Annotated in this window: 14 protein-coding genes; 9 read left to right on the forward strand and 5 right to left on the reverse strand. The window is 60.6% G+C overall.

The genetic code is table 11. The annotated features are described in order from the left end of the window. Nucleotides 1-97: 97 nt before the first annotated feature. Nucleotides 98-1,309 (forward strand): amino acid aminotransferase, encoded by a 1,212-nt coding sequence (locus AKL27_RS26210; protein WP_050465852.1) that lies wholly within the window; start codon nt 98-100, stop codon nt 1,307-1,309. Here AKL27_RS26210 and gcvA read toward each other — a convergent pair whose 3' ends face one another. From gcvA to AKL27_RS26230, 4 genes are all read right to left on the reverse strand, one after another. Then, nucleotides 1,310-2,227: a transcriptional regulator GcvA gene (gene gcvA / locus AKL27_RS26215; RefSeq protein ID WP_050465854.1), complete on the reverse strand. Its 918-nt coding sequence runs from the start codon at nt 2,225-2,227 to the stop codon at nt 1,310-1,312. It abuts the gene before it with no gap. 157 nt (nt 2,228-2,384) lie between these two features. Next, on the reverse strand, nt 2,385-3,779 hold the full coding sequence (locus AKL27_RS26220; RefSeq protein WP_050465855.1) for an MmgE/PrpD family protein: 1,395 nt from the start codon (nt 3,777-3,779) through the stop codon (nt 2,385-2,387). 35 nt (nt 3,780-3,814) lie between these two features. After that, nucleotides 3,815-5,248, reverse strand: coding sequence for an aldehyde dehydrogenase family protein (locus AKL27_RS26225; protein WP_050465856.1), 1,434 nt, complete (start codon nt 5,246-5,248; stop codon nt 3,815-3,817). Between the two features lie 64 nt (nt 5,249-5,312). Further along, nucleotides 5,313-6,482, reverse strand: coding sequence for an iron-containing alcohol dehydrogenase (locus AKL27_RS26230; protein ID WP_050465857.1), 1,170 nt, complete (start codon nt 6,480-6,482; stop codon nt 5,313-5,315). Between the two features lie 476 nt (nt 6,483-6,958). On the opposite strand from AKL27_RS26230, the gene AKL27_RS26235 reads away from it, so the two are divergent. The 6 genes from AKL27_RS26235 (at nt 6,959) to AKL27_RS26260 (ending at nt 11,680) form a co-directional block, all read left to right on the forward strand. Then, nucleotides 6,959-7,747 (forward strand): class II aldolase/adducin family protein, encoded by a 789-nt coding sequence (locus AKL27_RS26235; protein ID WP_050465858.1) that lies wholly within the window; start codon nt 6,959-6,961, stop codon nt 7,745-7,747. 42 nt (nt 7,748-7,789) lie between these two features. Next, nucleotides 7,790-8,656: a Rossmann-like and DUF2520 domain-containing protein gene (locus AKL27_RS26240; protein WP_050465859.1), complete on the forward strand. Its 867-nt coding sequence runs from the start codon at nt 7,790-7,792 to the stop codon at nt 8,654-8,656. Between the two features lie 159 nt (nt 8,657-8,815). Further along, nucleotides 8,816-9,763, forward strand: a complete 948-nt coding sequence (locus tag AKL27_RS26245; RefSeq protein ID WP_050465860.1) for a LysR family transcriptional regulator — start codon at nt 8,816-8,818, stop codon at nt 9,761-9,763. Nucleotides 9,764-9,899: 136 nt separating this feature from the next. Further along, a complete protein-coding gene (locus tag AKL27_RS26250; protein WP_050465861.1) occupies nt 9,900-10,445 on the forward strand; it encodes a phosphonopyruvate decarboxylase in 546 nt (181 codons plus the stop codon). After that, entirely contained in the window at nt 10,442-11,035 is a 594-nt protein-coding gene (locus tag AKL27_RS26255) for a thiamine pyrophosphate-dependent enzyme (protein ID WP_050465862.1), read from the forward strand. Before AKL27_RS26250 ends, AKL27_RS26255 begins: the two co-directional genes overlap by 4 nt. A 111-nt stretch (nt 11,036-11,146) precedes the next feature. Further along, nucleotides 11,147-11,680, forward strand: a complete 534-nt coding sequence (locus tag AKL27_RS26260; protein ID WP_050465863.1) for an RBBP9/YdeN family alpha/beta hydrolase — start codon at nt 11,147-11,149, stop codon at nt 11,678-11,680. A gap of 102 nt (nt 11,681-11,782) precedes the next feature. Here AKL27_RS26260 and AKL27_RS26265 read toward each other — a convergent pair whose 3' ends face one another. Further along, nucleotides 11,783-12,985 (reverse strand): ABC transporter substrate-binding protein, encoded by a 1,203-nt coding sequence (locus tag AKL27_RS26265; RefSeq protein WP_050465864.1) that lies wholly within the window; start codon nt 12,983-12,985, stop codon nt 11,783-11,785. A gap of 351 nt (nt 12,986-13,336) precedes the next feature. Between AKL27_RS26265 and AKL27_RS26270 the strand changes: the two genes are divergently transcribed. Beyond that, the gene (locus AKL27_RS26270; protein ID WP_050465865.1) at nt 13,337-14,767 is read left to right on the forward strand and encodes an aldehyde dehydrogenase family protein; all 1,431 of its coding nucleotides are present in this window, start codon (nt 13,337-13,339) and stop codon (nt 14,765-14,767) included. 96 nt (nt 14,768-14,863) lie between these two features. After that, the gene (locus AKL27_RS26275; RefSeq protein ID WP_157057119.1) at nt 14,864-15,787 is read left to right on the forward strand and encodes an NAD(P)-dependent oxidoreductase; all 924 of its coding nucleotides are present in this window, start codon (nt 14,864-14,866) and stop codon (nt 15,785-15,787) included. The last annotated feature ends 163 nt before the right edge of the window (nt 15,788-15,950 follow it).

Raw genomic sequence — 15,950 nt, forward strand, 5'->3', positions numbered from 1 at the left:
CGAGATCGTGCCGGAGCTGGTCAGGCAGCTCGGCTGAACAACGCCGGGCCAAACGCATGCGCGCCAAGGCGCCGTTACATGAATAAATGAGTCTCAAATGAAAACCAGTACCCCTGCTTCACTGCTGGCCGCCATCACGATGGCGCCGCGCGATCCGATTCTCGGCATCACCGAGGCCTACAACCGCAGCACCCATCCGGCCAAGATCAATCTCGGCGTCGGCGTGTATTACGACGATCAGGGAAAAGTCCCGCTGCTGCAATGCGTGCGTCAGGCCGAAGCCGATTTGCTGCAACATCCCAAGCCGCACACGTATCTGCCGATTGAAGGTCTGGCGGCCTATAACAATGCGGTGCGACGGCAGTTGTTCGACGGCACCCGCGCCTTCGATGAACAGCGCGTGATTACCCTGCAAACTGCCGGCGGTACCGGCGCGCTCAAGGTCGGCGCTGATTTTCTGCAACGTTTTTTCCCGGATGCGCAGGTCTGGATCAGCGATCCCAGCTGGGAAAATCATGCGGCGCTGTTCGAGGCCGCCGGTTTCACGGTCAATGCCTATCCGTATTACGATGCCGCCCGCAATGATCTGAACTTCCCCGCCATGCTGGCAACACTGGAACAAATTCCCGCCGGCGATATCGTATTGCTGCATGCCTGCTGCCACAATCCTACCGGACTGGACCTGGATGACAGCCAATGGCAACAGGTACTTGAGATCATTACCCGGCGCCGGTTGATCCCGTTCCTGGACATGGCGTATCAAGGCTTCGGCGGCAGTCTGGCGGAAGATGGCAAGGTGGTGCAGCGTTTCGCGGACAGCGGGCTCACGGTATTTGTCTCCAGCACGTTTTCCAAGTCATTTTCGCTGTACAGCGAACGCATCGGTGCGCTGAGCGTAGTGAGTGCCAGCCCGGATGAAGCGGCGCGGCTGTTGTCGCAACTGAAACGCACCATTCGCACCAACTATTCCAGTCCGCCCGGACATGGCGCCGCCATTGTCGCTGCGGTACTCGGTTCGGATCAGCTACGGGCGCTGTGGGAGCAGGAACTGGCACAGATGCGTGAACGCATCACCGGCATGCGGCAACAACTGCGAGCACGGCTGCAACAACACTTGCCGGCGCGCGACTTTTCTTTCCTGACGCGACAAGCCGGCCTGTTTTCCTATACCGGATTGCAGCCGGAACAAGTCACGCGATTGCGTGAGGAGTTTGAAATTCATACGCTGGGAACCGGGCGCATTTGTGTCGCCGCAGTGAACTCCGGCAATCTCGATACCATCGCCACGGCGCTGGCGCGCGTGATGTAGTCAGGCGTCGGCTTTTTCCGCCGTATGCCGGTACTGGCTGGCGACTTTCAGCAGCCATGCAAGAAACAGTTGGACCGCTTGCGCCGCCTGTTTTTGTTCGGGCACGATGAAGTAGTAATCCTTGGCGCCCGGCACCAGCATTTCCCACGGTACGGTCAACTGCCCGGCGTCGATATCGTCCATGACGTAGGTACGTGGCACCAGCGCAATGCCGGCGCCACGGCGGGCGGCCTCGATCAACATCGCATACATGTTGAACCGCGCGCCCTTCAAGGCCCGCGCATCGGCGCAACCGGCCAGTTCAAACCAGCGCGACCAGGCTTCCGGTCGCCCGCTTTTGTGCAGCAAGGTATAGCCGAACAGGTCGGCTGGCTGACGGCAGCGCTGGCCGCCGATCAGTTGCGGACTGCATACCGGAATCAGTTCCTCTGTAAACAGATAGGTGCTGGTGGCATTGGCCCAGACCGGGTGATCGAAGTGAATCGCGGCATCGAACGGCGCTTCCGAAAAACGGAACGCTTCCTCGCGCGCGGTGACATTGATGGTGACTTCCGGATGCAGGGCATTGAATTCATGCAGACGCGGAATCAGCCACTTCAAGGCAAAGGTCGGCAGCACTGCCAGTTCCAGCGCAATGCGGCCGGCGTCATGCGCCATCGTCAGCGTGGTGTCGATTTCGAGCTGATCCAGATTCTTTTGCACCATCAGGCTATAGCTCTTGCCGGCATCGGTCAGTTGCAGCCGCTTCTTGACGCGACTGAACAACTTGACGCCCAGATACTCTTCCAGCAAGGCAATCTTGCGGCTGATGGCACTTTCGGTAAAAGACAATTCATCGGCGGCACGGGTAAAACTCAAATGGCGTGCCGCCGAATCGAATGCTTCTAACATGCTGGTGCTGGGAATTTTTCTGCGCATCGTTTTTTCCTGATCGGGACTGGCGGACGGCAACCGACCGGGTGCAAGCTGCCGCGCCCTATTCTAGCACCGGCCAGATTGCGGAAAAATGCGCGCCCGGTATCGGACGGCTACTATCAAGCGCAGACCCGGCGCAGGCCCGATGCAAGATCAGCGCTTACGGCAACAAGTCACCGACCCGTTCCAGACGCGTGAAATTCCAGGCCTGATCGATCACCTTGCGCATTTCATCCGCGCTGGCGCCGCCACGATAGGCAGCCAGGGCAATCGCTTTCTTTTCGATCTCAGGACGACTCAGGGTATTGCCCGGATCGCCCTTGGGTTCATCGACGCGACCGTGATATACCTTGCCGTCATGGGTGGTGACGATCACCTTGCCGATCCAGCGTGCCGGGTAAGCACTGTCGACTTCGGCATCGAGCTGCATCGAGACCTTGCCGCGAAACGCCGTCACTGCGGCAGCGTTGTAGCTGTCATCGAATTGCGACAGGCCGGCACTGTCGAATTGCGCGATCAGACCGAGCACGGTACCCATCGAGAATTTCGACTGGTGCACGGTTTTCGGATCGGTCACCGGTCCCAGCACATCAATCGCGCCCTGATGCACCAGCGCTACCACGCCGGCGATATCTTCAGGCCGCAGCTTGTCGCGCCGCAATACCTGTTGCAAGGCATCTGCCGCCGGATGCGTGTGACGGCATGAGGCGTGGAACTTGAACGAGGTTTCCGGCAACGCCCAGCGCTCACCGAGACGATCCGTCAGGCGGCTCAGATCGGCATCACTGGACATGCCGGCCGCCATGCCTTGTGCGCCTTCCAGAATCTGACGGGCGCCGGTGAAACCGTCTTGCGCCAGATAGGCCGCAGTCAGACCGGCGCCGGCGGCATGCGCGGTATGCAATTGTTTGGAATCGGCTGCGTCGCGCAAAAATTCCCACAAGCCAGCCGCCTGAGTACCGGCCGAACCGATGGCGTTGAGCATTTGTTCCGGATTCAGTTTCAGCAAGGACCCTACCGCCACCGCTGCGGCCACGGTGCCGACAGTACCGGTGGTATGGAAAATCTTGTAATGCGAACGTCCCAGATATTCGCCGATGCGAATCCCGACTTCATAGCCCACCACTGCCGCCAGCAAGAAGTCGCGACCGCTGCTGCCGAGCGCTTGCGCCACTGCCAGCACCGGCGGAAACACCACCGCCGCCGGATGGAATACCGAACCGTTGTGCACATCGTCCTGTTCCGCCACGTGCGAAGCGGCGGCATTGCTCATGGCGGCCAGCAAGGGACTGCTGTGGCGGCGGTTGATCAGAATTTCCGATGGTCCGCTGGCCGGCCCCATCGCCATCGCAAAGCGGGTAATGATATCGACCGGCCGTGAATCCTTGCCGGCCAGTACCGACCCCAGCCAGTCCAGATACAAGTCTTCGGTCTTGCGGATGACCTCGTCGGGAATATCGGCAAATGTCAGATTGGCAGCGAATGTGGCCAGGCGGGCACTGGCCGAAGCCGGAATCGCGCTGTCGGTAACTGCTTTGTCGCGTAGTGTATTCATGGTGAGTCCTCGTCAATCAATGGAGTAATGGCGGCTCAGTCGTGACGGATCGCGACCGTCTTCAGTACGGTAAAGCCATACAGTGCTTCAAAACCTTTTTCGCGTCCGTGGCCGCTGGCTTTGACCCCGCCGAACGGCAATTCGATACCGCCGCCGGCGCCATAGTTGTTGATATACACCTGACCGGCGCGAATCTTGCGCGCCAGCCGCAACTGACGGCCACCGTCGCGGGTCCAGACACTGCTGACCAGACCGAAGTCGGTGCCGTTGGCGATGCGCACGGCATCAGCTTCATCATCGAACGGCATGGCCGACAGAACCGGGCCGAAAATTTCCTGCTGCGCCAGCGCATGTTGCGGCGGCACGTCCTTGAACAACACCGGCGCCTGATAGAAACCGCCCTTCGGCGCCGCCGCATCAATCTGGCCCTGACCGGCAATCGGGATCCCATCCTGTCTGGCATCGGCGAGGAATTTCTGTACCCGTTGCAGTTGCGTCTGGCGGATCAGCGGACCGCAATCCAGATCCATTTGCGAAGAACCGACGCGCAAGCGGCCAAAGGCTGCCGCCACCAGTTCGATGACCTGATCGTAGACTTCGCGCTGCACCAGCAAACGGCTGCCGGCAGAGCAGGTTTGGCCAGCGTTTTGCACGATGGCATTGACCACGGTCGGCACCACGGCACTGAAATCGGCGTCGGCAAATACGATCTGCGGCGACTTGCCACCCAGTTCCAGCGTCACCGGCGTGTGATGTTCGGCAGCCGCGCGCACCACGATCTTGCCGACATTGGGCGAGCCGGTGAACGACACATGGTCGATACCCGGGTGGCTGACCAGCGCGTCGCCGGCTTCATGCCCATAACCGGTGACCAGATTGAGCGCACCGGCCGGGAAGCCGGCCTCGGCTGCCAGCTCGGCCACCTTGAGCAAGGACAGGCAGGCGTCTTCAGCCGGCTTGACCGCGCAGGTATTGCCGGCAGCGAGTGCCGCGGCGACACAACGGCCGAAAATCTGCATTGGATAATTCCACGGCACGATGTGGCCGGTAACGCCATGCGCTTCGCGCCAGGTCAGTACGCTGTAGCCGCTCTGATACGGAATGGTTTCGCCGTGCAGCTTGTCGGCGGCGCCGGCATAAAACTCGAAGTAGCGCGCAATCGCGGCGGCATCGGCACGCGCCTGCTTGAGCGGTTTGCCGCAATCGGCGGCTTCCAGTTGCGCCAGCACTTCGGCATTGTCTTGCAGACGCAGCGCCAGACGGTACAGCAACCGGCTGCGCTCAGCCGCCGACAGGCGACCCCACTCACCTTCATAGGCAGCGCGTGCGGCCTGGACGGCGCGGTCAATATCGATGGCATTGCCGCGTGCAATTTCCTCGATTTGCAGCCCGGTGGACGGGTCGAGCACGGCGATGGTTTCGTGGGAAGCACCGGCAACCCAGGCATTATTGATGAAATGTTGTTTCATGTCAGCAAACCAGATAAGAAGTAAATTAGAGGAAATAAAGGCGAGGAAAAATCGCGGGCCGGCGCTACACCGTGCCGTTCATGCCGCATTCCAGCATGCGCTGCAAATCGGCGCGGGTCGCCAGACGCGGATTGATCATGACGTTGGCCGAGGTCATGGTTTCATCGATGACTTCTTCACAGCGCGCAGCCGTCATGCCGAAATCGCTGAGCGTCTGGGTCAGGCCGATGTCTTGCTTGAGTTGCCGTACCGCGTGCACCGAACGTGCGGCAGCATCGCGCAAGCTCAGACCGTCGATGCGTTCGCCAAACAACTCGGCGATCCTGGCGTACTTGGGCAGATTGCCCGGCAAATTGAATTGCATCACGGCCGGCAGCATGATGCCGTTGACCAGTCCGTGCGGAATATGAAACTTGTTGCCCAGCGGCAGCGCGAAGGCATGCACCAGACCGAGCCGGATGCGGTTGAACGCAATACCGGCCAGCGAACTGGCGATCAGCATATTGCCGCGCGCTTCCATGTGATCGCCCTGCGCTACCGCCAGCCGCAAGTTGTCGGCGATCAGCCTGATCGCCTTTTCGGCAGCGGCTTCGGCGAACGGATGACAAGCCTTGTTGACATAGGATTCGATCGCATGGGTCAAGGCATCCATGCCGGTCGCGGCAGTTACCGCCGCCGGCAGCGAGCGGCTCAGTTCCGGATCCAGCAGCGCCACGCGCGCATAGTTGAACGGGCTGCCGATATTGACCTTGAGATTGTTTTCGGTATCCGACAGCACCGACCACACGGTCACTTCGCTGCCGGTGCCGCCGGTGGTCGGAATCGCCACCACCGGCGCACTCGGACGCTTGATCTTGTCGACCCCGAAGTAATCGCGGATATTGCCGTCATTGGTCAACATCACGGCAATCGCCTTGGCCGCATCCAGCGCGCTGCCGCCGCCGATGCCGACGATCAGGTCAGCGCCGAGGCCGCGCGCGGCGGCAATGCCGAGATCGACCGAGCGCACTTCCGGATCGCTTTTGATATCGGTGAATACCCCGAACGGAATTTCTGCAGCGCGCAGCGTTTGCGTCACGCGTTCCACCAGGCCCGCCTGCAACACACCCGGATCGCCCACCACCAGCACCTTGGTGCCGCCCAGACCGTGCACAATGGCCGGCAACTTGCTCAGGCTGCCGGCACCGTATTGCAACTCGACCGGATTGTGGAAGTGAAATTGTGAAATTGTCATGACGTTCGGTTCCGTAAATTGAAGTGAGCAAGGTCCTTTCATCAACGGTGACAATCTGGTGTACGGCATCAAGTCTTGCCGCACAACGCCTGCGCCGTCGCTGCTGATGTCTCCCGTGCCGGCCGCAATTGCGCTGCTTGTCTCCGTCGTCGGCCCGTGCCCGGCAGTGGTTGTTGAGCCGGCAGCAAGGAGCATGAAATGACTGTCTGGCAGTATGCCCAGAGTTGGCCGGTGCCACCATTCGTGATTGGCGAAGAGCCAGTTAGCCATTGGTGAAGTCGCTCCCGAGCGGCCGCCTGCGGCTGACTTCAGCAATGCAGAACTGCCACTTCTGCATTGCCGAATTGCGGTCGCTGCGGTGTCAGACGAAAATGGGGCAACCCGACAGGAGCAGCATCCTGCGACGACCAAGCTGGTTGCGGCGCAGCAAAAAAAAGCATGCCCTCGATGGCAGCGCGACATTTTCAGGAGACACAATGACACAGCCACATTACATCGGCCAGCCCGCATCTGGCAGCGGCAACGCTGCCGCATTCAGTACCGCCGAATGGGAAACCCGCGTCAATCTGGCCGCCAGTTACCGCCTCATCGCCTGCTTCGGCATGAGTGACCTGATCTACAACCACATTACCGCCCGCATTCCCGGCACCGAGCATTTGCTGATCAATCCGTATGGCCTGATGTATGAAGAAATCACGGCCTCCAGTCTGGTGCGCATCGACATTGACGGCAATGTGCTGCACAACCCGAGTCAGGAATATGGCATCAACGCCGCCGGCTATGTCATCCACAGCGCCGTGCATGCGGCACGACATGATGTCGGGTGCGTGATCCACACCCACACCCGGGCCGGCATGGCGATCTCGGCGCTGGAATGCGGTCTGCTGCCGCTGACGCAGACGGCCATGCGCTTCAGTGAAATTGCCTATCACGACTATGAAAGCGTGGCGCTCGATCTCGATGAACGCGGCCGGCTGGTGCGCGACCTTGGCATGCTCGACACCATGGTCTTGCGCAATCATGGTTTGCTGGCGGTGGGGGCCAGCATCGCGCAAGCCTTCAACACCATGTACTGGCTGGAAATGGCCTGCAAGTCGCAGGTCGATGCCATGTCATGCGGCGTGCCGCTGCGCATGCCGTCACCTGAGATCGCAGCCAAGACCTATCACCTGTACCGGCCGGAAACCCGGCGCCCGTTCGGCGAGATGGAGTGGCCGGCGATGCTGCGCTATCTGGACCGGCGCGATCCCTCCTATCGCGACTGATCATCGGTGCCTCAGGCGCTTACCGTTACGGAGACCAATTTCATGCAATCCATCAGTTTCATCGGCGCCGGCCGGCTCGGCACCACGTTGGCCATCGCCCTGCATCGCGCCGGCATGCCGGTCACCATGATTGCCAGCCGCAATCCGGCCTCGGCGCAACAAGCCGTCAGCGGCCTGGAAGGCTGCCGCGCCGTCACACCGGAACAGGCGGCCAGCGCCGATCTGGTATTCCTGACGGTACCCGACGATGAAATCGCGGCCACCGCGGCGCGCCTGCCATGGCGTGCCGGACAGTATGTGGTGCATTGCAGCGGCGCCAGCGAAGTGGCCTTGCTGGAACCGGCGGCACGGGCCGGCGCGATTACCGGCGGCTATCATCCGCTGCAGATATTTTCCGATCCGCAGCGGACGCTGGCACTGCTGCCCGGCAGCACCGCCGGCATCGAAGGCCCGCCCGCACTGGAACAACAATTACGGCTGCTGGCAGCCAAACTGGAAATGGTGCCGATGCTGCTGCCGCCCGGATCGCGCGCGCTGTATCACGGCGGTGGCCTGTTTGCCGGCACCTTTCTGTTATCCATGCTGAATGAAGCGGTGCAAGCCTGGAGTGCATTCGGCATCAGCGAAGAACAGACCTTGCGTGCCTTGTTGCCGGTGGCGCGCGGCACGCTCGAAACCGGTGTCGCCAAAGGCCCGGCAGCAGCACTCGCCGGGCCGGTCTCGCGTGGTGATGTCAAGGTGGTGCAGCGCCATCTGCAGGCACTGGAAAAACTGAGCACGGAACAGGCTGATTTCTATCGCCAGCTGGCGCAACGCCAGTTGCAACTGGCACGCAAGAACGGCCGCCTGCAAGCGGCCCAGCTTGATGCGCTGCAACAGTTGATCGACAATAAAACGCCGTCCGCCTGACATTTTCCTGATAGCAAAAGATCGCTGCCAGCGCCGCATCGGCAGTGCTAAACTCCTGACGTCAGCACATGTAATAGCAATAACAAATTCAATTATTACAATGGACACCGGTTGCAACTTGCCGTCCGGTGTTGCTCGTCAACAGAGTCGGGAGCTATTTTGGACGTCAAACAGTTACGGGCACTGCTCGCGATTGCTGAAACCGGCAGCGTAACCAGAGCCGCAGAATTGTTGCATATCGTACAACCTGCCGTGTCGCGGCAATTGCGCTTGCTGGAAGAAGACATGGGCACCATGTTGTTCGAGCGCGGCCGGCGCGGCATGGATCTGACCGAGGCCGGACACATTCTGGCCAGTCACGCGCGGCGTGCCCTGCACGAACTGGATCAGGCCAAGGCGCAGATCATCCCGGCGCCCGGCACCGTCAGCGGCGCGGTGACCATCGGCTTGCTGCCAAGTACCGGCGACTTGCTGGCGGCGGCGCTGGTCAGCGGCCTGAAACGACAATACCCGCAACTGACCGTCAATATTTCCGTCGGCTACGCCGGCTATCTGCAGCAGTGGCTGGAAGATGGTGAAGTCGATGCGGCACTGTTATACGATCCGAAACCATCCTCGCTGCTGGAAGTCCAGCCGCTGCTCGACGAAACGCTGTATCTGGTCGGGTTGCCGGCCAGCCAGCCGACTACCGATAAAGTGATTGCGCTGCAAGAAATTGCCGGCCTGCCGCTGATCTTGCCGGGTCAGCCGCACGGCTTGCGGCTGTTGCTCGACCGCGCCTGTGCCGGCGGCAATATTCACCTGAACGTGGCCGCCGAAACCAATGCCATGAGCATTCAAAAAAATCTGGTAATGAGCGGACTCGGCTATACCATCCTGCCCGGTGTCGCCATCGTCGACGACCTCGCCGCCGGTCGCTTGCGCGCCTGGGCGATTGCCCGGCCATCACTGCAACGCAAGATCGTGTTGGCACTGCCATTGACGCGCCGCTCCTCGATTGCCTTGCGCTGCGCCGTCACCGAATTGCTGGCGCTGATGCAGGCCCGCGTGACCAAAGGCGAATGGCCCGGCGCCACCTGGCTGGGTCCGCTCGCGGCCACGCCGTAAGCCTCGCTGCCGGTGTATTGCAGGCCGCCGCCTGCTATGCCGAAAACTGATTGTCTGAACAGATTTCAGTATTGGACGCGCACTTTTGATGCGCTCTACACTCCCTGCTCAAGCTCATTGAACGGGGATACATTTTATGAATAGCGATAGCAGCACAGCGTCTCAGCCAGCCTGGCGCGAAGAGATCTTTTCCATCCTCAAACAGGGTGGCGTACGTCAGGTAGCGTACGTTCCCGATGCCGGTCATTCCCATGTGATTCAGCGCGTGCATGCCGATCCCGACATGCGCGGCGTGGTCCTGACCACCGAAGAAGAAGGTGTCGCCACGGTGTGCGGCGCCTGGCTCGGCGGTGAACGCGCGGCACTGCTGATGCAAAGCAGCGGCGTCGGCAACTGTATCAACATGTTTTCGCTGGTGGCCAATTGCCGCTTCCCGTTCTTCTCGATCATCACGATGCGCGGCGAATGGGCCGAGTTCAATCAATGGCAATCCCCGATGGGCAAGGCCACGCAAGCGGCCATTGAGCTGATGGGGATCACGGTGCTGCGCGCCGACCGCCCGGAAGAAGTAGCCGCCACCGTCAGTGCCGGCTTCGATGCCGCGTTCGAAGGTGGTGAAGCCGTCTGCGTCCTGCTCGGTCAGCGTCTGATCGGTAAAAAGAAATGGGAAGGTGCCAAATGAGTGAACGTACCACTGCCGCCGTCGACCGCCGCGCCTTTGTCAAACAGTTGCTGACGGCCTGCCCCGATGCTTTGGTCGTCACCGGCCTCGGCTCCGCTTCCTATGATGTATTTGCCGCTGGCGACCGGCCGCAGAATTTTTATCTGTGGGGTGCCATGGGTGGTGCTGCCGCGGTCGGCCTCGGCATCGCGCTGGCGCAACCAAACAAAACCGTGATTGTCATCACCGGCGATGGCGAACAGTTGATGGGGATTGGCGCACTCGCTACCATCGGCGCGCAGCAGCCACCCAACCTGAACCTGGTCATCATCGACAATGGCCACTTCGGCGAAACCGGCATGCAGCGCAGTCATACCAGTCTCGGTACCGACCTGGCCGTGGTTGCCACCGGCTGCGGCATCGGCAAAGTGATTTCGGTCAATGCGCTGGATCAAGTCACTGGTCTGGCGGCGCACATCAACGACCGCGCCGGTACTTTGCTGGCACAAGTGTTCGTGCATGCCGAAGAATTGCCACGCGCCCTGCCGCCGCGCGATGGGGTCTATGTCAAAAACCGTTTCCGCGCAGCGCTTGGCTTATCGCCAATGTAAGTGCTGATGCTGCGTCGGGCCCGCCTGATGGCGGGCTTTTTTATTTGTGGTTCAGCAATAAAACCGATCACAGGAGATAATTGTCGCCAATTCAACGCGCGAGATTCCACCATGAACCACCCCGTCCTGATCGTCCCCGGCATCGGCAATTCCGGCCCGGCCCATTGGCAAAGCCGGTGGCAGGCTGCGCATCCGGAATGGCAGCGATTGCAGGTGGCGGATTGGGATCATGTGCAGTGCGAGGATTGGGTGGCGGCGCTCGATAGCCAGCTGGCCATGCTCGGCAGCGATACGTTGCTGGTCGCCCATAGCCTGGGATGTCTGACGGTGGCACATTGGGGTGCGCTGCATATGCTGCCGGTGCGCGGTGCCTTGCTGGTGGCAGTACCGGATCCGACTGCACCTGCCTTCCCGGCCGCATCGGCACGCGGATTTTCACCGCTGCCGTCAACCCGCTTGCCGTTTCCTTCCGTGGTAGTCGCCAGCAGTAATGACCCTTATGGCAGCGCCAGCCATGCTGCCACCTGCGCTGCCGCATGGGGCAGCGAATTGGTTGATGCCGGGCCGCATGGACATCTCAATGCCGACAGCGCCTTGGGCGATTGGGAGCAAGGATATCGCTTGCTTGAAAAGCTGGCACGCTGAAATCCAGCGCCATAAAAAAGCACTGCCGGTATCTGACCGGCAGTGCTTTTCATCACTATGCAACAGCAGCGGCACACTGCCCGCCCCGATTTGCCTACCCCATCATTTCCAGTAAGCACACTTCGATTCAGCCTTGCTCATGTAGGCCTGATCGCCGGGAATGGTTTGCACGATCCGGGCGTAATCCCATGGATACTTGGATTCGGCCGGTGCCTTGACCTGCATCAGGAACATGTCATGCACCATGCGGCCATCCGGGCGGATCACGCCGTTGGTGGCGAAAAAATCATTGATTTTGGTGGCACGCATCTGTGCCATGACCTTGTCGGCATCGGTACTGCCCACGGCCTTGACCGCATTCAGGTACGTCATCGTGGCCGAGGCATCACCGGCTTGCAGCGAGGTCGGCATGCGCTTGGTCTTGGCAAAGAAACGACGCGACCAGGCGCGCGATTCATCGGTACGATCCCAGTAGAAGCCATCGGTGAAGTACAAGCCCTGACTTTGTTGCAGCCCCAATGCGTGGATATCGCTGATGAACATCAGGATGCCGGCCAGCTTCATGGTCTTGGTGATATTGAATTCGGTGGCGCCCTTGATGGCATTGACCAGATCATTGCCGCCAGTGGCCAGACCGAGTACTTGCGCCTTGGACGACTGCGCCTGCAACAGGAAGGACGAGAAGTCGGAGGCACTGAGCGGATGCTTGACCGCGCCCACCACGGTGCCGCCGTTGGCCTTGACGGTTTCACCGGTATCTTTTTCGAGTGAATTGCCGAACGCCACGTCGGCGGTCAGGAAATACCAGCTCTTGTGGCCCTGCTTGACCATTGCGGTGCCGGTGCCGCGTGCCACCGACATGGTGTCGTAGGTATATTGCACGGTATAGGGATTGCACTCTTCATTGGTCAGGCGCGTGGTGCCGCTGCCGGGCGACAGGAATACGCGTTTTTTCTCGGCAGCGATCTTGGCAATCGCCAGGCTGGCCGACGAGTTGGTGCCGCCGATGACCACGTCGTAACCGGCGTCATACCATTCGCGCGCCCGGCTGGCGGCAATGTCAGCCTTGTTTTGATGGTCAATCACGGTCAATTCGATTTTCTTGCCATTGACACTGCCGCCGGCATCGGCAATCGCCATCTTGATCGCTTCTACGCCGCCGGCGCCATCCAGGTCGGCATACACGCCAGAGATATCGGTAATGAAACCGATCTTGATCACGTCATTGGCGCTGGCGCTGCCGGCAAACGCCAGTGCCAGACTGACGGCGATGGTGCGGGTCATCACTTTCAATTTCACATTCATTGTTGTCTCCGTTGTTATTGGTACCGATACGGCATCTGAACGCAGTCCGGCGGAGGAAACCATAACGTGCACGGAAACGAATGTCCAATGTCCGATTGTGATGGAGGCATGCCCAATTGCTATATCCGGATGCGGCGAAAAAAATCCGTTTTTGGAGTAAGCTGATCGCGCTGTTGCCAGTCCGCTTTCTCGAATGAAGGCGTGCCGCTGACATGCGCAATCGTAATGAAGCAATCACAATCGGACATTGGACGCATGCATGCCGGTTGTGCCATGCTGGACTCCGTTTTCTTCAATCCCGCGAGTACGGGCAAGACGGCCGTGCTCCACGACGTAAGCAAAAGGCAAGCGATGACTGAATACAAGAATCTGATCGGCGGCGAATGGGTTGCCGGCACCAGCAGCGTTGACAATATCAATCCCTCCGATACCGGCGACATCATCGGCCGCGCCACGCATGCCAGCGCGCAACAGGTGGCCGACGCCGTCAGCGCCGCCCGTCAGGCCCTGCCCAAATGGTCGACCGGCACCGCGCAACTGCGCTCCGACATTCTCAGCACGGTCGCCAATGAATTGCTGGCGCGCAAGGAAGAACTGGGCGAACTGCTGGCGCGCGAAGAAGGCAAGACCCGCGCCGAAGCCATCGGTGAAGTCGGCCGCGCCGCCAATATCTTCCGTTTCTTCGCCAGCGAAGTGCTGCGCATGCGGGGCGAAAAACTGGCTTCGGTACGGCCCGGCATTGATGTCGAAATCACGCGCGACCCGGTCGGCGTCATCGGCGTCATCACGCCATGGAATTTTCCGATCGCGATTCCGGCCTGGAAGATTGCGCCGGCGCTGGCATTCGGCAACGCCGTTGTGTTCAAACCGTCGGAACTGACCCCGGGCACTGCCTGGGCGCTGGCCGACATTCTGCACCGCGCCGGCGTACCGGCCGGCGTCTTCAATCTGGTGCACGGCGCCGGTGCCGTGGTCGGTGACGCCATCCTGTCGGGCGTCGATGCGATCACCTTTACCGGTTCGGTAAAAACCGGGCGGCATATCGTGCAGCGCGCCAACGAACGTATGATCCGGGTGCAGGCAGAAATGGGCGGCAAGAATCCGCTGATCGTACTGGACGACGCCGACTTCGATATCGCCGTCAATTGCGCCGTCGATGGTTCCTTCTTCCAGACTGGCCAGCGCTGCACCGCCTCCAGCCGGCTGATCGTCACCGAAGGAATCCATGACCGCTTTGTCGCCGCCGTCGCCGAACGGCTCGGCAAGATCGTGATTGACCATGCCCTCAAGGCCGGCACCCAGGTCGGCCCGGTGGTCGATCAGCGCCAGCTCGATCAGGATTTACGTTACATCGACATCGGCATCAGCGAAGGCGCGCGCGCCGTGGTCAAGGGTGAATTGCTGCGCCGCGATACCCCGGGTCACTATCTGTCGCCGACCCTGTTCACCGACACCAGCAATCAGATGCGCATCAACCGCGAAGAAGTCTTCGGTCCGGTCGCGGCCGTGATTCGCGCCAAAAATTATGAAGAAGCGCTGAGCATCGCCAACGATACACCGTTCGGCTTGTCGGCCGGTATCTGCACCACCTCGCAAAAACATGCGCGTCATTTCCAGGCCAACGCCGAAGCCGGCCTCACCATGCTCAACCTGGCCACCGCCGGTCTCGATTATCACGTACCGTTCGGCGGCCGCAAAGGCTCCAGCTATGGTCCGCGCGAGCAAGGCACCTATGCCATCGAGTTTTACACCATCGTCAAGACCTCGTATCTGAGCGTCTGAACCTGGCGCGCGGGTGTCCGGCGTGCTTCCGCACGTGCCGGGCATCTGCCCCAATCTGATCACTGACATTCCATAAAATCAATCAGGAGACACAGCATGAATCAGCACGCGAATCAGCAGCACTTGCGCATCGGCTTTATCGGACTCGGCCGCATGGGCCTCGGCATGGCGTCCAATCTGCAACGCAAAGGCTTCCAGCTGAAAGTATTCGACATCAACGGCGCCGCCATTGACGCGCTGGTAAAACTCGGCGCAACGGCCGCCGGCAGCGTCGCCGAAGCATCGCGCGAGGTGGATGTGATCGTCACCATGTTGCCCAACTCCGCCATTGTGCTGGACACCGTCGGCGGTCCCAACGGCGTGCTGGCATCGGCGCGCAAAGGTGCCATCGTGATGGACATGAGCACGGTCGAACCCGATGTCAGCGACCGCCTGGCTGCGGCTGCGCTGGCGCAAGGCAAGTCATTCGTAGATGCACCGGTCGGTCGTCTGGCGAGTCATGCCGACCGCGGCGAATCGCTGTTCATGGTCGGCGCCACCGAGGCTGACTACGCCACCGTGACACCGTTGCTGCAAGCGATGGGCACCACCATCCACCACTGCGGCGGCACCGGCGCCGGCACCCGCACCAAGCTGGTCAACAATTATCTGGCAGTGGTGTCGTGCCAGCTCAACGCCGAAGCCTTGACCCTGTCGCAACGTTTCGGCTTGTCGCTGGAAAAGACCCTCGACGTGATCTACGGCACCACCGCCACCAATGGCCAGCTCAAGATTGCATGGCCGGACAAGGTACTCAAAGGTGACATCGGCCCCGGCTTCACGATTGATCTGGCGCACAAGGATCTGACGCTGATCGTCGATGCCGCCAATACCGTGAAATCACCGATGCCGATTGGCGCGGCGGCCCGGGAAGCATTCAGTACGGCGCGCGCGCGCGGATTCGGCGGCAATGATTTTTCGGCGATGGTGGATGTGCTGTGTGATTTGTCAGGGACGGAGAAGGCGCGGTTGAAGGGGTAGTTGTTTTTGGTTTTCTTTCTTCGGTGACCCAAGCGGGGGGTGGCCCGGCAGCTGCTCAATACAGAGCTTGATCCAACGTCCGCGCAATGCCGGAGGCGAGCCGTTTCTACGCTTCCGCATGGAGACGCTGCCGTTGGGGACGGGCGACAATCGGATAAAGAAG

It is taken from the genome of Herbaspirillum autotrophicum (assembly GCF_001189915.1).
Lineage (GTDB): Bacteria > Pseudomonadota > Gammaproteobacteria > Burkholderiales > Burkholderiaceae_D > Herbaspirillum > Herbaspirillum autotrophicum.